20 protein-coding genes are annotated in these 20,480 nt (G+C 71.3%); 12 read left to right on the top strand and 8 right to left on the bottom strand.

Features of this window, described 5'->3' with window-relative positions:
• The 7 genes from SFC76_RS03715 (at window position 1) to SFC76_RS03685 (ending at window position 6,121) form a co-directional block, all read left to right on the top strand.
• Window positions 1-423 carry a 23S rRNA (pseudouridine(1915)-N(3))-methyltransferase RlmH gene (locus tag SFC76_RS03715; protein ID WP_322848623.1) on the top strand — a complete coding sequence of 141 codons (423 nt, stop codon included), beginning with the start codon at window positions 1-3 and terminating at the stop codon, window positions 421-423.
• On the top strand, window positions 423-1,676 hold the full coding sequence (locus tag SFC76_RS03710) for a murein hydrolase activator EnvC family protein (RefSeq protein WP_322848154.1): 1,254 nt from the start codon (window positions 423-425) through the stop codon (window positions 1,674-1,676). The genes SFC76_RS03715 and SFC76_RS03710 overlap by 1 nt, the downstream gene beginning before the upstream one ends.
• Window positions 1,677-1,775: 99 nt before the next feature.
• A complete protein-coding gene (locus SFC76_RS03705; protein ID WP_322848153.1) occupies window positions 1,776-3,134 on the top strand; it encodes a S41 family peptidase in 1,359 nt (452 codons plus the stop codon).
• Window positions 3,131-3,613, top strand: a complete 483-nt coding sequence (locus tag SFC76_RS03700) for a disulfide bond formation protein B (protein WP_322848152.1) — start codon at window positions 3,131-3,133, stop codon at window positions 3,611-3,613. The genes SFC76_RS03705 and SFC76_RS03700 overlap by 4 nt, the downstream gene beginning before the upstream one ends.
• Window positions 3,610-4,176, top strand: coding sequence for a demethoxyubiquinone hydroxylase family protein (locus tag SFC76_RS03695; protein WP_416222379.1), 567 nt, complete (start codon window positions 3,610-3,612; stop codon window positions 4,174-4,176). The genes SFC76_RS03700 and SFC76_RS03695 overlap by 4 nt, the downstream gene beginning before the upstream one ends.
• Before the next feature lie 11 nt (window positions 4,177-4,187).
• The gene (locus SFC76_RS03690; protein ID WP_322848151.1) at window positions 4,188-4,670 is read left to right on the top strand and encodes a hypothetical protein; all 483 of its coding nucleotides are present in this window, start codon (window positions 4,188-4,190) and stop codon (window positions 4,668-4,670) included.
• Window positions 4,671-4,711: 41 nt separating this feature from the next.
• Window positions 4,712-6,121: a hypothetical protein gene (locus tag SFC76_RS03685; protein WP_322848150.1), complete on the top strand. Its 1,410-nt coding sequence runs from the start codon at window positions 4,712-4,714 to the stop codon at window positions 6,119-6,121.
• Here the strand turns inward: SFC76_RS03685 and SFC76_RS03680 are convergent.
• Window positions 6,112-6,744 carry a DedA family protein gene (locus tag SFC76_RS03680; RefSeq protein WP_322848149.1) on the bottom strand — a complete coding sequence of 211 codons (633 nt, stop codon included), beginning with the start codon at window positions 6,742-6,744 and terminating at the stop codon, window positions 6,112-6,114. The two genes, SFC76_RS03685 and SFC76_RS03680, sit on opposite strands and share 10 nt — an antisense overlap.
• Before the next feature lie 75 nt (window positions 6,745-6,819).
• Here SFC76_RS03680 and SFC76_RS03675 point away from each other — a divergent pair, with 75 nt between their 5' ends.
• Window positions 6,820-7,614 (top strand): aldo/keto reductase, encoded by a 795-nt coding sequence (locus SFC76_RS03675; protein ID WP_322848148.1) that lies wholly within the window; start codon window positions 6,820-6,822, stop codon window positions 7,612-7,614.
• Between the two features lie 298 nt (window positions 7,615-7,912).
• On the opposite strand, the gene SFC76_RS03670 is transcribed toward SFC76_RS03675, so the two are convergent.
• The 3 genes from SFC76_RS03670 to SFC76_RS03660 all read right to left on the bottom strand — a co-directional run bounded on the left by SFC76_RS03670 (window position 7,913) and on the right by SFC76_RS03660 (window position 11,117).
• Complete coding sequence (locus SFC76_RS03670; protein WP_322848147.1) at window positions 7,913-9,313, bottom strand: UdgX family uracil-DNA binding protein; 1,401 nt, start codon at window positions 9,311-9,313, stop codon at window positions 7,913-7,915.
• 6 nt (window positions 9,314-9,319) lie between these two features.
• Window positions 9,320-9,805 (bottom strand): hemerythrin domain-containing protein, encoded by a 486-nt coding sequence (locus SFC76_RS03665; RefSeq protein ID WP_322848146.1) that lies wholly within the window; start codon window positions 9,803-9,805, stop codon window positions 9,320-9,322.
• A 64-nt stretch (window positions 9,806-9,869) separates the two neighbouring features.
• Window positions 9,870-11,117, bottom strand: coding sequence for a putative DNA modification/repair radical SAM protein (locus SFC76_RS03660; RefSeq protein WP_322848145.1), 1,248 nt, complete (start codon window positions 11,115-11,117; stop codon window positions 9,870-9,872).
• Window positions 11,118-11,246: 129 nt separating this feature from the next.
• Here SFC76_RS03660 and SFC76_RS03655 point away from each other — a divergent pair, with 129 nt between their 5' ends.
• Complete coding sequence (locus SFC76_RS03655) at window positions 11,247-11,408, top strand: hypothetical protein (RefSeq protein WP_322848144.1); 162 nt, start codon at window positions 11,247-11,249, stop codon at window positions 11,406-11,408.
• 18 nt (window positions 11,409-11,426) lie between these two features.
• Here the strand turns inward: SFC76_RS03655 and SFC76_RS03650 are convergent, their stop codons facing one another.
• The 4 genes from SFC76_RS03650 to SFC76_RS03635 form a co-directional block, all read right to left on the bottom strand.
• The gene (locus tag SFC76_RS03650) at window positions 11,427-14,813 is read right to left on the bottom strand and encodes a chromosome segregation SMC family protein (protein ID WP_322848143.1); all 3,387 of its coding nucleotides are present in this window, start codon (window positions 14,811-14,813) and stop codon (window positions 11,427-11,429) included.
• 421 nt (window positions 14,814-15,234) lie between these two features.
• The gene (locus tag SFC76_RS03645; RefSeq protein ID WP_322848142.1) at window positions 15,235-15,963 is read right to left on the bottom strand and encodes a thioredoxin domain-containing protein; all 729 of its coding nucleotides are present in this window, start codon (window positions 15,961-15,963) and stop codon (window positions 15,235-15,237) included.
• Window positions 15,964-15,990: 27 nt separating this feature from the next.
• Window positions 15,991-16,656: a DsbA family protein gene (locus tag SFC76_RS03640; protein ID WP_322848141.1), complete on the bottom strand. Its 666-nt coding sequence runs from the start codon at window positions 16,654-16,656 to the stop codon at window positions 15,991-15,993.
• A gap of 8 nt (window positions 16,657-16,664) precedes the next feature.
• Window positions 16,665-17,177 (bottom strand): DUF721 domain-containing protein, encoded by a 513-nt coding sequence (locus SFC76_RS03635; RefSeq protein ID WP_322848140.1) that lies wholly within the window; start codon window positions 17,175-17,177, stop codon window positions 16,665-16,667.
• 26 nt (window positions 17,178-17,203) lie between these two features.
• On the opposite strand from SFC76_RS03635, the gene SFC76_RS03630 reads away from it, so the two are divergent.
• Genes SFC76_RS03630 through nudC form a run of 3 tightly spaced genes read left to right on the top strand, consistent with a single transcriptional unit; the run spans window position 17,204 to window position 20,447 of the window.
• Window positions 17,204-18,256, top strand: a complete 1,053-nt coding sequence (locus tag SFC76_RS03630) for an A/G-specific adenine glycosylase (protein WP_322848139.1) — start codon at window positions 17,204-17,206, stop codon at window positions 18,254-18,256.
• Window positions 18,253-19,578 (top strand): serine hydrolase domain-containing protein, encoded by a 1,326-nt coding sequence (locus SFC76_RS03625; protein WP_322848138.1) that lies wholly within the window; start codon window positions 18,253-18,255, stop codon window positions 19,576-19,578. The genes SFC76_RS03630 and SFC76_RS03625 overlap by 4 nt, the downstream gene beginning before the upstream one ends.
• Window positions 19,575-20,447: an NAD(+) diphosphatase gene (nudC, locus tag SFC76_RS03620; protein WP_322848137.1), complete on the top strand. Its 873-nt coding sequence runs from the start codon at window positions 19,575-19,577 to the stop codon at window positions 20,445-20,447. Before SFC76_RS03625 ends, nudC begins: the two co-directional genes overlap by 4 nt.
• Window positions 20,448-20,480 lie beyond the last annotated feature (33 nt).

Here is a 20,480-nt window from a genome sequence, read left to right as displayed (position 1 = left end):
ATCCTTCTGCACGTCGTGGCGCGCGGACGGATCGGGCGCTCGCCCGAGGCCGATCTGGTGGCGCGCTACCTCAAGCGGATCGTCTGGCCGACGCGCGTCACCGAGCTGCCCGACACCGGCGGCAAGCTGCCCGCGCTCGAACCGCAGACGATCCGCGTCCTGCTCGACGAAAGGGGCGAAGTGCTGGGGTCGCTGGATTTCGCGCGCCGGCTGGAGCGCTGGCGCGACACCGGCACGCGCGAGGTGCGCTTCCTGATCGGCGCGGCGGACGGTTTCGGCGATGCCGAGCGCGCCGAGGCCGATCTGCTGCTGTCGTTCGGCCGTGCGACCTGGCCGCACATGCTGGCGCGGGCGATGCTGGCGGAGCAATTGTTCCGCGCGACGTCGATCCTCGCGGGGCATCCGTACCACCGGGAGGGGTGATGGCGGGCGTATCGCTCTCACCCTCACGTGCCCGCTTCGGCGACTTCTCCCTTTCCAGTCGGCAGAGGGGACGAGCCTCGCAGCCGCGAAGCGGAGAGGGCAGGGGAATCGCATTCTGCCTCGCGCTGCTCGCGCTCGCGCTTCCCGCCCACAGCCAGACCCTCCCCGATCAACGCCAGCGCCTCGCCGCTGCCCGGCGCGACGCGACGCTCGCCGCGCGCCGCGCCGACGATCTCGCCCGCGACGCCGCCGCCGAGCGCGACGCCGCCGACAAGGCGCGCGCCGAGGAGGCCGCGCTCACCGCCCGTGTCGCCGCCGCCGAAGCGAACCTCGCCGCCGCCCGCGCGCGGCAGGCGATCGTCGCGCATCTGCTCGCCGACCAGCAGGGCCGGCTCGCCGCGCAGCAGCAGCCCGTCGCGCGGCTGCTCGCCGCACTGACCGCACTTGCCCGCCGACCGACGCTGGTGGCGATCGCCCAGCCCGGATCGGTCGACGATCTCGTCCATGTCCGCGCGGTGCTCGGCGGCGCGCTGCCGGTGGTGCGCGCGCGCACCGATGCGGTGCGCCAGGCGATCGCCCGCACCCGCGCGTTGCAGGCCGACGCTGCGCTCGCCGCCACCGCGCTGCGCGACGGACGGGTGCGGCTCGAAGCGGATCGCACCGCGCTCGCGCGCCTCGAGGCGACGCACCGCCAACGCAGCCAAACGCTCGGCCGCACCGCGATGAGCGAATCGGACCGCGCGCTGGCGCTCGGCGAGCGCGCCCGCGATCTCGTCGATAAGCTCGGCGCGGGCGATGTGGCGCGGGCGCGCGCCGCCGATCTCGCCGCTCTGCCGGGGCCGCTGCCGCGCCCGCTCGCACCGGGCAGCGTCGCGCCGGCGCGCGTCCGCGGCGTCTATCGCCTGCCGGTGCGCGGGCGGCTCGTCACCGGGCTCGACGAGATTTCCGACGCCGGCGTGCGCGCCCGCGGCCTGACCTTCGCCGTCGCCCCCGACGCGCCGGTGGTCGCGCCGGCGGGCGGCATCGTCCGTTATGCCCGCGCCTTCCGCGGTTATCGCGGCATCGTCATCATCGATCATGGCGACGGCTGGACCAGCCTCGTCACCGGCCTCCGTGCGTTGCGGGTCCGCGCCGGCCAGCGCGTCGCCGCGGGCATGCCGCTCGGCCGCGCCGCCGCTGGCGAGGAGCCGCAGGTTACCGTCGAACTGCGCCGCCGCGGCCGGCCGATGGACATCGCTGGCCTGCTCGGCTGAGCCGTCCGCCAAGTCAGCCTGCGTTCAGCCGCGCTGCGCTTTGCTCCGGCCCGAGAATGCGGCTAAACGAGCCCTGTCTCTCCGCCTTCAGGATGTTCGATGGCCCGTCCGCTACTTACCGCGACTGCACTCCTCGGCTCGCTGTCCCTCATCCCGCTTGCGACGCAGGCGATGGCCGCGGTCGACACCGATACCTATCGCGAATTCGATCAGTTCCTCGACGTGTTCAACCGGATCAAGTCGGATTATGTCGACAAGGTCGACGACCAGAAGCTGATCAAGGGCGCGATCCAGGGCATGCTCGCCAGCCTCGATCCGCATTCGAGCTACGTCGACGCGCTGGATTATGACAATCTGCGCATCCAGACCGAGGGCAATTACGGCGGCCTCGGCCTCACCGTCCAGATGGAGGACGGCGCGGTCAAGGTCGTCGCGCCGCAGGAGGACGCGCCCGCGCAGCGCGCCGGGGTCAAGTCGGGCGATTACATCACCCATATCGACGGCAAGCTGATCTACGGCGAGACGCTCGACGAGGCGGTCGGCCTGATGCGCGGCAAGCCGGGCACCAAGATCAGCCTGACGCTCGTCCGCCCCGGCCAGGACAAGCCGGTCGAGGTGACGATGAACCGCGAGGTGATCACCCAGAAACCGGTGAAATGGGAGGTTCGCGGTGACGTCGGCTACGTCAATATCAACACCTTCTCGGAAAGCACCGGCGCCGACACCCGCGCCGCGATCATGGCGATCGACAAGAGCCTCGGCCATCGCCCGCTCGGCTATGTCGTCGACCTGCGCGACAATGGCGGCGGGCTGCTGACGCAGGCGATCGCGGTCAGCGACGCCTTCCTCGACCATGGCGAGATCGTCTCGCAGCGCGGGCGCGAGAAGACCGATATCGAGCGCTATTTCGCCAAGCCCGGCGACGACGCGCACGGCCTGCCCGTCGTCGTGCTGACCAATCCCGGCACCGCCTCCGCCTCGGAGATCGTCGCCGGCGCGTTGCAGGACCATCACCGCGCTTTGGTGATGGGCGAGCGCAGTTTCGGCAAGGGCTCGGTGCAGACGCTGCTCCAGCTCGGGCCGCAGACCGCGCTGCGCCTCACCACCGCGCGCTATTACACCCCGTCGGGACGCAGCGTGCAGGAGGGCGGGATCGAACCCGACATCAAGGTGCCGCAGATCAGCGACCCCGACTTCAAATCGCGCCCGGTGTTCCGCGAGGCCGATCTGCGCCGCCATCTGATCAACGAGGTCAAGGCGGACAACAAGATCCTCGAGGAGGACACCAAGGACGATCCGCGCTTCGCGATGACCGCCGACCAGCTCAAGAAGCAGGGAATCGACGACTTCCAGCTCTATTACGCGCTGAAGACGGTGGCGCGGCTCGGCGGCGCGGCGCAGGTCGCCGCGGCGACCAAGCCCCGCCCGATCCCGGCGGCGACGCCGCAGCCGAAATGACCCGTCACGCGCGCCTCGCCCGCTGGATCGCGCTGCTGCTGCCCGCGGCGCTGCTCGCCGGCGCCTGGGGCTCGCAGCTCGTCGGCCATCTCTACCCGTGCGAGATGTGCCATTGGCAGCGCTGGCCGCATTATGCCGCGCTGCCCTTCGCGCTGCTCGCCTTCGTCGTCCCGCAGCGGAGCATCGCCAACGCCTTCGTCGTCCTCGCTGCCTTGCTGATCGCGGTGTCGGGCGCGATCGGCGTCGCGCATGCCGGGGTCGAATATCATTGGTGGAACGGCTTCACCGCCTGCACGCAGACCGTCGACCTGCGCGGGCTGGGACCCGACGAGCGGCTGGCGGCGTTGATGAAGGCGCCGGTGATCCGCTGCGACGTCGCGCAATGGCGCCTGGCCGGCATTTCGCTTGCCGGCTTCAACGCGATCCTTTCGCTGGGCGGTGCCGGACTTATCTTGTGGCTGATGAGGAAAGCGCGATGATGGCAGAGACGGCGACCCCGCAGCCCGCCCGCCGGTGGAAGCCCGGCGACCGGCGCGAACCGACCGAGGCGATGATCCGCGTCGATCAGGCCGGCGAATTCGGCGCGATCCGCATCTATGCGGGGCAGCTCGCGGTGTTCGGCGACCGCCATCCCGCGAGCCGCGCGATCCACCATATGGCGAGCCAGGAGGAGCGGCACCGCGCCTTCTTCGACGATCTGATCGTCCGGCGCGGCGTCCGCCCGACGCTGTTCCAGCCGCTGTGGGACAAAGCGGGGTTCGCGCTCGGCGCGATCACCGCGGCGATCGGCCCCAATGCCGCGATGGCCTGCACCGCGGCGGTGGAGACCGAGATCGACAAACATTATCAAGATCAGCTCGACGAACTCGGCACGACCGAACCCGAACTCTCCGCCGCGATCCTGGATTTCCAAGCGGAGGAACTGGAACATCGCGACCACGCGCTGGCCAACGGTGCCGAAAATGCGATCGCCTATCCGGTGCTGAGCGGGCTGATCCGGCTCGGCTGCAAGGTGGCGATCGCGGCGGCGAAACGGATTTGAGAGGAAGACCGATGCGTATCTTGATCGCGACCGCGCTGATGCTGGCCGCCGGCCCGGCGCTGGCGCAGCAGGCCGCGCCCGGCGCGGCGCGGATCACGCCGACCCCGGCCGGCCCCGCCGCCGCCAAGCCGGTGGTGATCGCCACGCCGGGCGAGGTCGCCAAGCGCGCGCCGGTCAACGGCGTCCTCGTCCTCTACGGCAACGAACGCTGCCCGACCAACAACGACGGGCAGGAGATCGTGATCTGCGAACGGCGCAGCGCGCGCGAGCAATATCGCGTGCCCAAGGAGCTGCGCGAATTCCAGGTGACGCCGCAGAACGAGAGCTGGGCGGCACGCGCGCAGGGCACGCTCGACGCCGGCGTCGGCGTCAACGGAACGGGCAGTTGCTCGACCGTCGGCGCGAGCGGCCAGACCGGCTGCTTCCTCCAGAGCGCCCGCGCCGCACGCAAGGAGAATCAGGCACGCAAGGCCGAAGAGGCGCGCGTTCCCTGATGTCCGGCCAGCCGCAGCGCTAACCGGGCCTCACGCCGACCATGCGCGACCTCCGCATCGTCCTGTTCGCGCTCGTCTGGTTCAGTTGCGCCTGGTTCGGCTCGTGGGAGCTCAACCCCAATAATGCGACGCGGATGTTCGCCGCGATCAGCCTGGTCGAGGACGGCGACGCGACGATCGACCAGTTCGCCCCACTGACGATCGACAAGGCGAGCTTCGACGGGCACGCCTATCTCGACAAGGCGCCGGGCATGACGTTGATGGCGCTGCCCGCGGTGTGGATCGCCGATGCGGCGACCGGGGTGCGCGCGTCGCGGTTCGGCACCGCCCCCGCCGGCCCCGATTTCGAACGCTACCTCCGGCTGCGCACGCGCATCGCCGCCGCGACCGGCCCGGCGCTGCTCACCGCGCTCGCCGCGGTGCTGCTGTTCGATCTCGCCGCCGCGCTGACCGGCAGCGCCGCCGCGGGCCTGTTCGCCGCGTTGGGCTATGCGCTGGGAACGCCGGTCTGGGGCTGGTCGACGACCCTGCTCGGCCATGCCGTCGTCGCCGATTGCTATGCCATCGCATTCTGGTCGATCTGGCGCGGCAGCCGGCCCGGTGCGCGCGGGGCCGGCGCGGCGGCGCTCGCCGGCGCGGCGCTCGGCTGGGCGGTGGTGGTCGAGCATCAGGCGGTGCTCGCCGCGCTGCCGATCGCCGGCTGGGCGCTGTGGCGATTGCGCGAGCGACCCGATCGCCTGCGCCTCGCCGCCATCGCCGCCATCGCCGGGCTGATCGCGCTGCTCCCCCTCGCGCTCTACAATCTCGTCGCGTTCGGCACGCCGTTCCGCGTCGGCTATTCGGGCGTGGTCGGTTGGGAGGGGATGCATCAGGGGCTGTTCGGGCTCGGCTGGCCGCGGCTGCGCGTGATGCGCGCGGTGCTGTTCGGCTTCCAGGTCGGGCTGATCTGGGTCGCGCCGGTGCTGCTGCTGGCGCCGCTCGGCCTGTGGTATTGGCTCCGCCGTCCGCCGCTGCGGCCGGTGGCGCTCGCCGCGATCGCGACCGCGCTGATCGTGCTGCTGGTCAATGCGGCCTATGTCTATTGGGACGGCGGCAACACCACCGGTCCGCGCTTCCTGATCCCGGCGGTCGCGCCGCTCGCGCTCGGGCTGGCGGCGGAGTGGATGCGCGCCGGCGGCCGCGGCGAGCGGATCGCGATGAGCGTCCTGCTCGGCCTCTCGATCGCGATCAACGCGGTGATCGCCGCCGCCGAGATCTTCGCGCCACCGCTCGTCGCCTTCCCGGTCTGGCAGTGGGTCGGCCGCGCCTTCGTCCACGGCTATCTGCGTACGGTGCCGAGCGAATGGTCCGGCTGGAGCGCCTGGAGCGGCTTCACCCTCTGGACGCTGCTCGCGCTGCCGGCGCTGGCCTGGCTTGCATGGCGGGTGCGCCGCCCTGCGGCTCAGGGGTGACGCTTCAATCCGCGCACGCGGTGCCAGATGTAGAAGGCGACCAGCGCGATCAGGACGATGCCGATCAGCAGATCGGCCTGGTGGAAGGCGGCCTTGACGCGCGGGTCGCTGTTCCATTTGTCGCCGAGCTTCATGCCGACCCAGGCGAGGCCGAAACACCACGGCCATGAACCGAGGAAGGTATAGACGTGGAACGGCACCAGCCGCATCCGCGCGACGCCGGCGGGGAAGGCGATGAAGCTGCGGATCACCGGCAGCAGCCGGCCGATCAGCACCGCGAGGCTGCCCCAGCGCGCGAAGAAGCGGTCGGCGGCGTCGAGCTCGCCCGGTCCGATCAGCACGTAGCGGCCCCAGCGTTCCGCCATCGGCCGGCCGCCGCGCTTGCCGACCTCATAGCCGACGATCGAGCCGATGTTGCAGCCGATCGCCCCCGCGGTCGCGGCGAGGATCAGGTCGAACCGCCCGGTCGAGACCAGATAGCCGGCGAACGGCATGATGATCTCGGAGGGGAGCGGGATGCACGCGCTTTCGATCGCCATCAGGATCGCGATGCCGACATAGCCGCCGCTGGAGATCACCCAGATGGTGAAGGTGGCGAGAACGCCCAGGATTTTCTCGAACATGGGGCCGGGACTTGGCGGATCGCGGCGCGCAAGGGAAGGGGGAACCGGGCGGCGGCCCCGTGCGCTCGTGCCATTATGGATGATCTCACCTTCAACGACGGCCGCACGATGCCGCGGCTCGGCCTCGGCACCTGGAAGCTCCCCGACCCGCAGGCGCCGCTGGTGGTGCGCCGCGCGCTCGACCTCGGCTATCGGCTGATCGACACCGCCGCGATCTACGGCAACGAGCGCGGCGTCGGCGAGGGCGTCCATGGCAGCGAGGCGTTCCTCACCACCAAATTGTGGAACGACCGGCAAAGCGATCCCGCCGCGGCGCTCGACGAGAGCCTCGCGCTGCTCGGGGTCGATGCGGTCGATCTGTACCTCATCCACTGGCCCGCGCCTGGGCAGGGAGAATATGTCGATGCGTGGAAGGCGCTCGTCGGCTTGCGCGACGCGGGCAAGACGCGCTCGATCGGCGTGTCCAACTTCCTGCCCGAGCATCTCGACGCGATCATCGCCGCGACCGGCGTGACGCCGGTGCTCAACCAGATCGAGCTGCACCCCTATCACCAGCGCCGCGACGAGCGCGCCTATCACGACGCGCACGGCATCGTGACGCAATCGTGGAGCCCGCTCGGGCAAGGCGGCGACCTGTTGCGCGACGCCGCCATCGTAGGGGTGGCGGAGAAACACGGCCGCTCGCCGGCGCAGGTGGTGATCGCCTGGCACCTCGCCCACGGCCTGTCGGTGATCCCAAAGGCGGCGGACGCCGACCATATGAGCGACAATTTCGCCGCGCTCGACCTGACGCTGGACGAGGACGACGTCGCGGCGATCGACGCGCTGGAAACCGGCGCGCGCATGGGGCAGGACGCGCGGGCGATGTGATCCCAATTCCTCCCCCGCCAGGGGGAGGGGGACCGTTCGGCGCCAGCCGAATGGTGGAGGGGGAGGACAGGGCGGAGCGGTGTTGCAAGGCTCCCGCCCTGTCCTCCCCTCCGTCACCGCTTCGCGGCGCCACCTCCCCCTGGCGGGGGAGGAATTGCGGCATAGTCCTCCCCGGCACGGGGAGGTGTCACGGCGCAGCCGTGACGGAGGGGGCCTTCCGCGCGCGCAGCATCCGCGGCGATCCCCCTCCACCACCACGCCGACGCGTGGCGGTCCCCCTCCCCGTGCCGGGGAGGAGTTAGGCGCCCGCCGCGGCCTTCGCCTTCTTCAGATCCTCGACGAAGCGCGCGAATTCGTCCTCCTTCTGCGTCGGGTCGGGCAGGCGCAGCAGATAGCTCGGATGCACCGTGATCCACGCCTCGCCGCCGTCCGGCAGGCGCAGCGCCTGCCCGCGCTCGCGGCCGATCGTCACCGTCCGCCCGAACAGCGAGCGGCCCGCTGTCGCGCCGAGCGCCACCGTCACCTTCGGGCGGACCAGCATCTGCTCCTGCTCGATCCACCAGCGGCACGCCTGGATCTCGCCCGTATCGGGCTTGGCGTGTATGCGGCGCTTGCCGCGCTGCTCGAACTTGAAATGCTTGACCGCGTTGGTGACGTAGACGCGCGCGCGGTCGATCTCCGCCGCCGCCACCGCGCGGTTGAACACCTGTCCCGCCGGGCCGACGAACGGCGTACCGGCGAGATCCTCCTGGTCGCCCGGCTGTTCGCCGACGAACATCATCTGTGCATCGACCGGTCCTTCGCCGAACACCGTCTGCGTCGCATGTTTGTAGAGGTGGCAGCGGGTGCACGTCGCCGCCTCGTCGCGCAGCGCCGCCCAGGCCGCCTGTACATTGTCGCCGATCGCCGGCGCCTCGCGCGATTGGGTGATCATCCCGCTCTCCCGTGCCTGCGCGCCGGCGATCAACTGCCCGACGAGCGCCGTCTCCGGCATGTTCTTCCAATATTTGCGCGGCATCTCCTTGAGCATCGCGCCGATCTTGACGCGCGCCGGGTTGAAGATGCTGGCATAATAGGTCTTCCACACCTCTTCGGTGGGATCGCCGTCGGGGGCGTCGCCTTTTTCCGCGCCGGGGCCTTCGGACAGCGCCTTGCCGTCCCAGTGCAGGGAGACCTCGGGCGTCAGGATCGACCAGCGCATGCTGGCGAAGCGATTGACGAAGAAGGCGGCGTTGGCGCGGACGATATGATGTTCGGGCTCGAACCAGGCGACGTAGCGGCTCGTGCCTTCATCGTCGGCGACCTCGCGGAAGCGCAGGAAGGCGCGCATCTTGTGGATGTCGCGGCGGACGTTCTTGGCGATCACCTCCAGCTTGCGGATCAGCGGATCGGCATGATCCTCCATCAGCTTGGGCTCGCGGCGCAGCCGGTGCAGCACGGTATAGAGCAAGGCGAACCGCTCTGGCTCCTCCGCCATCACGACGCTGCGCGCAAGATCGATGAACGCGCGCGGCACCGACAGCGTCCCGACCGGCGGCGGCGGGGCGGATTCCTCGGCGGCGGCGGCGAACAGGTCGGCGGGGGTATCGCCGACCTGCCACACCACGTCGTCAGGCGGCACGTCCCCCGCCGCGAGCGCCCGCGCGGTGTCGCGCCAGGCGTCGAAGTCGTCGGGCGCGGGGAGGGTCGCCAGCCGCATGCCGGATCAGTCCCGCTCGTCGCCGCCCGGGGGATTGTCCTTGGCGATCTCAAGCTCCTCGGGCTTGCGCTCCTCGTAGATCGTCGCCAGCTCCGCCTCGGTGGCGTCGTCGAGTTCCTCGGCGGCGGCGGGGAACATCTCTTCCTCTTCCTCGGTAATGTGATGCTCGTAGCGGCGGCGCATGTGGAAGAATTTCTCGCTCCACGCGTCCGAGCCGAAGTCCTCGTCGGCCATCTCGCCGAGCAGGTCGTCGACCTCCTTATGCTCGCTCACCGAATGGCGTGCATCGTCGCGCAATTCGGGATCGCGCAGCATCGTCGCGTACAGCGATTCCTCCTCGGCGGCGGCGTGGCTCTGGATTTCGAGGCGGAACGCCTCGAACAGCCGTTGCCGTTCGTCGCTCGCGCCCTGCAACTCCGCGAGCTGCTTGAGCATATCGCGTTGCTTGTCGTGATCGCGTTTCAGGTCCGCGTAGATCTGTGCCAGCGCCATGATCGTATCTCCTTCGCGGCATCCAACCGGCGAGGGCGCGCGGCGTTTCACCTGTGAGTCATTCTCATGCCGCGAACAGTTCGAGCTGCTGCCGCTTGGGCGCGACGAGCGGCTTGAGATCGGCGCGATCGGTGAGCAGCACGGGGCGCCAATCCTCCGCGACGATGAACGGCCGCACTTTCGTGACGCTCACCGTCAGCCGCGCGACATCGTCGAGCCGCAGCCGCCGCCACCGCCGGCTCGCAACGATCCGGTCGACCGCCTTCACGCCCAGCCCCGGCACGCGCAGCAGCATCTCGCGCGGCGCACGATTGACGTCGACCGGGAAGCTCTCGCGGAACTTGAGCGCCCAGGCGAGCTTGGGGTCGATGTCGAGCGGCAGCATGCCGGTGGCGTCGTCCGCCGCCGCGACCACCTCGTGCGGGCTGTAATCGTAGAAGCGCATCAGCCAGTCGGACTGGTACAGGCGATGTTCGCGCATCAGCGGCGGGCGTTGCAGCGGCAGCACCGTGCTCGCATCGGGGATCGGGCTGAACGCGCTGTAATAGACGCGGCGCAGCCCGAACCGGTCGTAGAGCGTCGAGGCGCGGGTGACGATCTCGCCGTCGGTCGCGGCATCGGCGCCGACGATCATCTGCGTCGACTGGCCGGCGGGGGCGAAGCGCGGCGCGGATTTGTACTTCTTACGTGCGTCGCCATTGTCGATGATCGATGTCTTGACGTCCTTCATCGCGCCCTCGATCCGCGCGCCGTCCTTCTCGGGGGCGAGCCGCTTCAGCCCGCTGACCGTCGGCAGCTCGACGTTGATCGACACGCGATCGGCGTACAGTCCCGCCTGATGCACCAGCTCGGGATCGGCGTCGGGGATCGTCTTGAGGTGGATATAGCCGCGGAAATGATGATCCTCGCGCAAGCTGCGCGCGACCTCGACCATCTGCTCCATCGTATAGTTCGACGACTTGATGATCCCCGAGGAGAGGAACAGCCCCTCGATGTAATTGCGCTTGTAGAAGGAGATGGTGAGGTTGACGACCTCCTGCGCGGTGAAGCGCGCGCGGCGGACGTTGCTGCTCTTGCGGTTGATGCAATAATGGCAGTCGAAGATGCAGCTGTTGGTCAGCAGGATCTTGAGCAGGCTGATGCAACGGCCATCGGGCGCATAAGCGTGGCAGATGCCCATCCCCTCGGTCGATCCCAGCCCCTTGCCGTCGCGGCTGTCGCGCTTGGCGGTGCCGGACGAGGCGCAGGACGCATCGTATTTCGCCGCATCGGCGAGGATCGCCAGCTTTTCACGGGTGTCGAGCTGGGCCATCCGTTCGATATACGTTCCGCACCCATCCGCGGCAAGGGGCGGTGGAAACACGATTTTCATCGCCGGCAACATCGCCGCAATCCGCGTCGTGCAGAACGGACGGGCAGGGGGATGGAAGAGGAACGCGCCATGACCCACGACGATACCCCCTATCTGTCCGACCGCTCGTTCGTCGAAGCGGTGCGCGCGATCCAGGCGGACCATCCCGCCGCCGCCGCGGTGCATCAGGAAATGTGTTTGCTCTACACGGGGCGGGTGCTCGCCGACCTGCTGCGCGGGTCACGCGCCTGACCGGGGAACGCGCGCCGCCTATTCCGCCGCGAGCAGCGACGTCGCGCCGCCGAGGTCGACCGACACCAGCCGGCTGACGCCGCGCTCGACCATCGTCACGCCGAACAAACGGTGCATCCGGCTCATCGTCACCGCGTTATGCGTGACGATCAGATAGCGCGTCCGGGTCTCCTGCGACATGCGGTCGAGCAGGTCGCAGAAGCGCTCGATATTGGCGTCGTCGAGCGGCGCGTCGACCTCGTCGAGCACGCAGATCGGCGCGGGATTGGTCAGGAACAGCGCGAAGATCAGCGCCACCGCGGTCAGCGCCTGTTCGCCCCCCGACAACAGCGTCAAGGATTGCAACCGCTTGCCCGGCGGCTGCGCGAGGATCTCCAGCCCCGCCTCGAGCGGATCGTCCGAATCGACCAGTTCGAGATGCGCCGCGCCGCCATCGAACAACGTCGTGAACAATCGCCGGAAATGGCCGTCGACCGCCGCGAAGGCGGCGAGCAGCCGCTGCCGCCCCTCGCGATTGAGCGTGCCGATCGAACCGCGCAGCCGGTTGACCGCCTGCCCCAGTTCGTCGCGCTCGGCGGCATTGGTCTTGCTCGCGCCTTCCAGTTCGGCGAGCTCGCGCTCGGCGACGAGATTGACCGGCCCGATCCGCTCGCGATCCGCGGTGAGTCGGTCGTGCGTCGAGGCTTCCTCGGCCGGAGCGCGTACCTCGGCGACCGCGAAGCCGAGCCGTTCGGGCAGCACCGGCGCCGGACATTCGAACCGTTCGCCCGCCAGCCGGCCGAGTTCGACCCGCCGCTGCGCGTGATTCTCCAGCCGCGCGGCGGTGCCGGCGCGCGCCTCGCGCGCCTGGCTGAGCGTCTCGATCGCGCGGCGCTGCACCTCTTCGGCGTGGCGTAGCGCCGCCTCGGCGTCGCGTTCGGCGGCGGCCGCGGTGTCGGCGGCGGCGCGCGCGGCGGCATGATCCGCCGCCTGTGCGACGATCGCCGCGTCGAGCGCTGCGGGGCGATCGCCGATCTCCGCCGCGCTGGTGGCGAGCGCGGCGTCGCGCTTGTCCATCTCGGCGATCCGCTTGGCCGCCTCGCCGGCGCGCGCGCGCCAGCTCCGCCCGTCCGCCTGCGCCGCGGCGAGCCGTTCGCGATCCGCCTGCACCGCGCGGTCGAGCGTCGCGCGGCGTTCGCGCGCCTGCGCCACCGCGGCACGCTGCTGGTCGGCGGTGCGGGCCAGCGCGGCGACTGCCGCGGCGCTGTCCCGCCCATCGGGCAGCGCATCGCGCGTTGCCTGCGCACGCGCCCGGTCGGCGACCGCCTCGGCCAGCTCGTCGGCGATCCGCGCGGCGCGTGCGTCGAGATCGGCCCGCTGGCCGGCGAGCCGTTCGAGCGCGGTCGCCGCCCGGTCTTCGGCGCGCTCGGCATCGCGTCCGGCGGTGTCCGCCTGCGTCAGCGCCGTCCGCGCCGCCTGCGCCGTGGCTCGCGCCGCCGCGATCGCACAATCCACCGCCGCCCGCGCCGTCTCCGCCGTCTCCAGGGCCTCTACCGCCGCCGGCCGCGCCGCGGTCAGCGCCTTCAACCGGTTGAGCCGTTCGAGCCGCTCCGCCGCCGCCGCGCCGTTGCCGCGCGCGACGAAGCCGTCCCAGCGCCGCAGCCACCCGTCGCGCGTCACCAGCCGCTGCCCGACCGCGAGCGGCTGGCCGGAATCCGTGCCGACGAAGGTTTGCGTCAGCCGCCGCGCGAGCGCCGCCGGCGCCTCGACCCGCATCGCCAGCGCTTCGGTGTCGATGGGGGGTGCCGGGTCCACCGGCTGCGCCGCCGCGCCCGTCCACGCATCGAGCCCGACTTCGAGATCGTCGCCCAGCGCCGCCGCCAGCGCGCGCTCGTAGCCCGCCGCCGGGGCGACATGGTCGAGCAGCCGGTCGCGCCCGCTGCGCTGCGTCGCCTTGGTCAGCGCCGCCGCCTCGCTGTCGAGCGCGGCGAGATCGGCGCGCGCCGTCGCCCGCGCCGTCTCGGCCGCGTCCCGCCTGGCGATCGCCTGCCGCTCCGCCGCCTCGGCCTCGGCCAGTGCCACCCGCGCGCGCTCGGCGGCCTGTGCCGCGTCGCGCCGCGTCCCGGCCGCCTCGTCGCGCGCGGCGGCGAGCGGGGCGGGATCGCCGAGCGCCGCGATCGCCTGCGCGATCTGCGCCGCATCGCGCTGCGCCCGCTCCGCCCGCGTCCGCGCCGCGGCGAGCGCGGCGTCGGCGACGCGCGCCTCCGCCGCCTCGCTCGCCTGCCGCGCCATGCCCTGCGCCAGCGCCACTTCGGCATCGCGCGCGTCGCGCTCCGCGTCGGCGAGCGTTGCGGCCAGCATCGGCGCCTCCTCGGCGGCGGCGGCGATCGCGCGGTCGAGCGCCTTGCCCTCCTCGGCGAGCCGCGCCAGCGCCGCCGCGGCATCGGCGGCGAGCGTCCCCTCGCGCGCGCGATCCTCGGCGATCCGCGCGCGCGCCTCGGCGAGGTCGGCGACCCGCCGTGCCGCCGCATCCCGCTCGGTACGCAACGCGGTGAGCGCATGGCCCGCTTCGCTCGCCCGGTCGCGCGCGGCCAGCGCCGCGGCGCGCGCGCCGGCGACCGCGGCGGCGGCGTCATGCTGCACGGCGGCGGCGGTCCGTTCGGCGGCGGTGGCGGCGGCGACCGCCTGCTCGGCCGCTTCCGCCTCGGCGCTGGCGGCGTCCGCGGCGGCTACCGCTTCGCGCCAGCGCGCGAAGATCATCCGCGCCTCGGCGACGCGGATCTGCCCGGACAGCGTACGATAGCGTTCCGCCGCGCGGGCCTGCCGGCGCAGCGCCGCGGCGCGCGCGTCCTGATCGGCGATCAGCTCGTCGAGCCGGACCAGATTGGCCTCGGTCGCGCGCAATTTCTGTTCGGCGTCGCGGCGGCGGACGTGGAGCCCGGCGATCCCCGCCGCTTCCTCCAGCATCGCGCGGCGCTCGGCGGGCTTGGCGGCGATCACCGCGCCGATGCGGTTCTGGCTGACCAGCGCCGGGCTGTGCGCGCCGGTCGCGGCATCGGCGAACAGCAGGCCGACGTCCTTGGCGCGCACGTCGCGGCCGTCGATGCGATAGGCGCTGCCCGCGCCGCGCTCGATGCGGCGGACGATCTCGCGCTCCTCGCCGTCGGCGCCGTCGAGCAGGATCGAGACTTCGGCGAAATCGCGCGGCGGCCGCGTCGCGGTGCCGGCGAAGATCACATCCTCCATCCCCGCGCCGCGCAGCGATTTCGCGCTATTCTCGCCCATCGTCCAGCGCAGCGCCTCGAGCAGGTTGGACTTGCCGCAGCCGTTCGGCCCGACGACCCCGGTCAGCCCCTGCTCGATGGCGAGGTCGGCCGGATCGACGAAGCTCTTGAACCCGGCGATGCGGAGCCGCTTGATCTGCACGGCTGCGGGGTGCCGCTTATGGCGCGGCGTTGCAAGAGGCGCGCGAAGCCGCGAAGAGGTGGGTTCACGCGAAGGCGCGGAGAAGAAGGTGGTTCGCGCAGAGGCGCAGAGGACGCAGAGAGGGCGCGCGCCGCGAAGCGTCCTCGATCTCCGCTTCCGTTTGCGAGGGGGAGGGCGCTCCGCGCCGGGTGCGCCGCCTCTGCGTTCTCCGCGCCTCTGCGCGCAAAACCCTTCTTCTCCGCGCCTCCGCGCCTCCGCGTGAACCCACCTCTTCGCGCCTTCGCGTCTTCGCGCGAAAACAGAACGCCCCGACTCGCCTACGCGTATCGAAGCGCAGGCGAGACCAAGGCCGTCGGGCGGGCGCGGCGCGGACCGGGGTGGGGCGCCCGCAGGAGCAGTCGACGCCTCGCCGCGTGAAAGGTTACGCCCCCGCCGCCTTCAGCAACGGCTCGAGCTGACCCCAGCTCAGCGCATCGATCTTCTTGCCGTTGAGGATCAGCGTCGGCGTGCCCGTGACGGTGCCGTCGGCGCTCTTGTCCTGCGTCTGCTTGGTCCAGCGGTCGATCTGCTTCATGTCGGCGAGGCAGGTGCGCGCCTTGGCTTCGGGGATGCCGCGCTGCTTGGCGAAATCAACCAGGCCCATCTGCTCGGCCATGATGCGGATCGCGTCGACCGGCTTGGCGGTCTGCAATTGCTGCTGCACCGGCTGCGGCATCGCCTGCAGCTTGGTGTTGAAGCCTTCCTGCGCCTGATACATCTGCTCCAGGATCGGGAAGAAGGTCGACGGATCGGTGCAATTGCCGAGCAAGGCCGGCGGCAGATCGGGCGCGCCGTGGACCAGGAACTCGCGATATTCGAAGCTGACCTTGCCGGTCTTCACATATTTGTCGAGCAGCGGCGCGAAGCCTTCGCGCGCTAGCGCGCCGCAGGTCGGGCACAGGCGCGAGCCATATTCGACGAGCTTGATCGGCGCATTGGGGTTGCCGACGATCGTCCCCTCGGCGGTGCGCGCCGCGGTTTCGGCCCAGCTCTGCCCGGCGGGCGCGGCGACCGCGGCGGCGGGGCTGGCGGGCGCGGTCGGCGTTCCCGCCTCCTTCGAACAGCCGGCCAGCGCCAGCGGGAGGACGAGAAGCGACGCAAGCATTTTCATCGGGTTACGCTCCATTTCTATGGCCACTTATCTGGCGCCTTTGGCGCGCAGGACGGGTTCGAGCTTGTCCCAGCCGGCGGGCGGCTGGAGGTCGCCGTTGAGGTAGAAGGTCGGCGTGCTGCGCACCTCGACCGGTGCGTCGCCGGTCATCGCGGTGATCCGCGCCACCTCGGCCTTGTCGGCGAAACAGGCGTTGATCTTCGCCGGGGTCAGGCCGCGCGTGCGCATCGCCGCGGTCAGCCCGGCGGCATCCATATAGCTGCGCGCCTGCACGATCAGCGGCTTGGCGTCGATGTCGGGATGCGCCTGCTGATAGCTGCCCACCTTGCCCAGCCACGTCGCCTGCGTCGCGAAGATCATCGCATGCGCCGCGCCGAAGCCATGCGGCCCCGCGCAGCGCGCGAGGATCGCCGCGCCGAGGTCGGCGGGATCGCGGATCAGATGGCGATATTCCAGGCTGACCTTGCCCGACCGGATCATCTGCCCCTTGAGCACCGGCGCGCTTTCGTTGGCGAAATCGGCGCAATGCGAACAGGTGTAGCTGCCATATTCGACCAGCTTCACCGGCGCGGCGGGGTTGCCGAAGACATAGGCGCCCTTGGCGGTCGGCCGCGCGACCTGGCTCCAGTCGGTCGCCGGCGCGGCGGCGAGCAGCAAGGCGGCGGCGGGGAGGTAGCGCAGGACGGAAGGCATGACGGGGCTCATCCTATCTTGGGGATGCCGCGGGTGGCGTGGACCCCGGCGGCGAGCGATTCGAGCACCGCGCGCAATTCGGGATCGGCGATGCCCTTCAACCCCTCGCCGATCTCGGCGGGCGCGGGCTTGAGCGCGGTGGGCGCGCTGCGCGGCATCGGCTTGGCGATCTCGCCCTGGCGGATCGTCAGCCGCGCCACCGCGGCATAGCCGAAGAAGCGGTTGACCCGTTCGACGATCTCGGGCGCGATATGCTGCATCATCGGTGCATGCGCGCCGCGCACGACGATGGTCAGCACGCCCTCGGCCTTCTTGCCCGGCGGAAAGCGCAGCGATTCGGGCGCGGAGGCGGCGGCCCAGCGCGTGCCGACGATCTCCGGCCAGCGCGTCACCAAGGCGCTCTGCACGAAGCCGAATCGCTTGAAGGCGGCGCCGTGGATCGCGGGCAGCAATTCGCTGACCGCGCGGGCGCGGTTCTGGCGGGGGGGCTCGACATCGGGGGCGCGGACGCGCTTGCTCATCGCCGGGTCCATGCCATAGCCAAGTCGTGGACGCTACTCGCTCTTATCCCGATCCCGCGGCGATTTCCCCGGCGCTGCTCGCCTGGTACGATCGCCATCGCCGTGCGCTGCCGTGGCGCGCGCTGCCCGGCGAAACGCCCGACCCCTATCGCGTCTGGCTGTCGGAGGTGATGCTGCAGCAGACCACCGTCGCCGCGGTGCGGCCGCGGTTCGACGCGTGGGTGGCGCGCTGGCCCGATTTCGCCAGTCTCGCCGCCGCGGAGGATGCCGCGGTGATGGCCGCCTGGGCCGGCCTCGGTTATTATGCCCGCGCGCGCAATCTGGTCGCCGCGGCGAAGGCGGTGGTCGCCGATCACGGCGGCGTCTTCCCGCAGGACGAGGCGGTCTTGCGCACGCTGCCGGGGCTCGGCGCCTATACCGCGGCGGCGGTGGCGGCGATCGCCTTCGGCCGGCGCGCGGTGGTGGTCGACGCCAATGTCGAGCGCGTCGTCGCGCGGCTGTTCGCGATCCGCACGCCCTTGCCCGGTGCGCGCGTCGCGATCCGCGCCGCCGCCGATCGCGTCACGCCCGACGATCGCGCCGGCGATTTCGCGCAGGCGATGATGGACCTCGGCTCGGGCATCTGCACGCCGAAGACGCCGTCGTGCCTGCTCTGCCCGCTCGAATCCGAATGCCGCGGCGTGCGCGAGGGCGCGCCCGAGGCGCTGCCGGTCAAGGCGAAGAAGAAGGCCAAGCCGCAACGCTACGGCACGATCTTCTGGGTCGAGCGCGAGGGCAGGGTGCTGCTCGTCACAAGGCCGGGCAAGGGGCTGCTCGGCGGCATGCGCGCGCTGCCGACCGGGCCGTGGATCGAGACGCCGCCGGGGCTCGCCGAGGCGCCGCTCGCCGCCGATTGGGAGATGCGCAACGTCACGGTGGCGCATGGCTTCACCCATTTCGACCTGCAACTGGCGCTTGCCGTGGCCCGGACGGACGCGCATCAGGCGGGCGAATGGTGGCCGATCGCGGAGCTCGACCGCGCCGGCCTGCCGACGGTGTTCGCCAAGGCCGCGGCGGCAGTGTTGAGGAGAGACGGATGACGCGCAAGATGTTCGCCGGACTGGGCTTTATCGCTCTGGCCGCCACCGCCGCGCTCGGCGGGCAGGTGCTGCAACAGCCCACCCCCGCAACGCAGACCGCCGCGCTGCCGCAGACGCAGGCGCTGTTCGACGGCTATGTCCGCGACGGCAAGATGCCCGGCATCGTCGCCGCCTTCGGCGTCGGCGACCGGCCGACCTGGTTCGTCTCGGCGGGGCGCCTGTCGACCGAGGCGGACGCCGCGCCGGCGACGCCGGACAGCCTGTGGCGCGTCTATTCGATGACCAAGCCGGTCACCGCGATGGCGGCGATGATCCTGATCGAGGAGGGCAAGATCGGTCTCGACGACCCCGTCGCCAAATATATCCCCGCCTTCGCGACGATGAAGGTCGCGACGAGCCCCGAGGCGAGCCTCGCCAGCGTGCCCGCGCTGCGGCCGATCACCATCCGCATGCTGCTGACGCACAGCTCGGGCCTAACCTACAACATCATCGCCAAGGGCGCGCTGCTCAAGGAATATGAACGGCTCGGCATCCTCCCCGCCGAGGTGAGCGCGAGCATCGAGCCGGCGATGCGCCGCACCCGCCCCGCGACGCTCGCGGCGTTCGCGGATCGCGTCGCGCAGGCGCCGCTGATCGCGCAGCCGGGAACGGCGTGGAATTATTCGGTCGGCCTCGACGTGATGGGCCGGGTGATCGAGATCGCCGGCGGCATGCCGTTCGACCGGTTCGTCGACACCCGCATCCTCGCGCCGCTGCGCATGACGTCGAGCTATTGGACCGTGCCGCGGTCGCAGGCGCGCCGGCTCGCGACCAATTACGCCTTCACCGGCGATGCGCTGGTGCCGCTCGATCCCGCCGCGACCTCGGTCTATCTCCAGCCGCCGAGTTTCCCCTACGGCGGCGCCGGGCTGGTGACGTCGGCGCGGGATTACGACCGCTTCCTCCACATGCTCGCCGACGAGGGCACGCTCGACGGCGTGCGGATCCTGAAGCCCGAGACGGTGCGGCTCGCCATGTCCAACCTGCTCCCCGCCGGCGTCACCTACGGCGGGGCGGCCGGCGCGACCGGCGGCGGCGCCGCGCGCGCGACGCCGATGGGCTATGGCGCGGGCGGCTCGGTCTATCTCGCCGACGGGCCGGGCGGCATGCCGTCGAAGGGCACCTATGGGTGGGGCGGTGCCGCCGGCACGATCGCCTTCGTCGATCCCGTGAAGAAGGTACGTGGTACGATCATGGTCAATTATTTCCCCGCCGACCGCTGGCCGCTGCGCCAGGAGACGGTCGGCGCCTTCGTCGCCGACATGGCGCGGTTCCGCCGATGACCCCCGGCTTCACCGGCGGCACGCTCGATCGTGCCGATGCGCTGCGCCACGATCCCGCCGCGCTCGCCGCCAAGCTCGACGGCAACGCCCGCGTGCTCGCGCTCGACGGGCTGATGCCGGAGGTCACCGCCGACGGCCTGCTCGCCTGGACCTCGCTCGCCGCGCTGCCCGAGGGGGCGGAGACGATCCTGCTCGGCCTCGACGGCGCCGGCCGCGCGCATGTCGTCCTCGTCCCGCCGGCGGGGACCGAGGGCACCGCCCCGGCGATGCGCTCGCCCGCGCTGATGGCGGTGCTCGCCGCGTTGCAGCCGGGCGAGGCGGCGACCTATGCCGCGGCGCGCAGCCTGCTCGACTGGCACGCGCGCCATCGCTTCTGCGCGCGCTGCGGATCGACCACCCACCTGTTCCGTGCCGGCTGGGGCCGCCAGTGCGACGCCTGCGGCACCGAACATTTCCCGCGCGTCGACCCGGTCGTCATCATGATCGCCGAACATGACGGCCGCGCCTTGCTCGGTCGCGGCAAGGGCTGGCCGGAGGGGCGCTATTCGGCGCTCGCCGGCTTCCTCGAACCCGCCGAATCGATCGAGGAAGCGGTCGCGCGCGAGATCCACGAGGAGGCCGGCGTCCGCGTCGGCAACGTCCGCTACGTCGCCAGCCAGCCCTGGCCCTTCCCCTCGTCGCTGATGATCGCCTGCATCGGCGAGGCGGAGGACGATGCGATCACGCTCGACACCAACGAGCTGGAGGATGCGATGTGGGTCCCGCGCGACATGGTCCGCGCGGTGCTGGCGGGCGAACCCGGCCCGTTCCTGCCACCCCCGCCCTATGCGATTGCCCACACGCTGCTGACGGTATGGGCCAATCCCTAAATCCTCCCCCGCCAGGGGGAGGTGGCGCGCCGA

The organism is Sphingomonas sp. CD22, assembly GCF_034556155.1.
Classification (GTDB): Bacteria; Pseudomonadota; Alphaproteobacteria; order Sphingomonadales; family Sphingomonadaceae; genus Sphingomonas.
The sequence above is the reverse complement of the archived record's forward strand: the minus strand, read 5'-3'. Positions and strand labels throughout refer to the sequence as shown.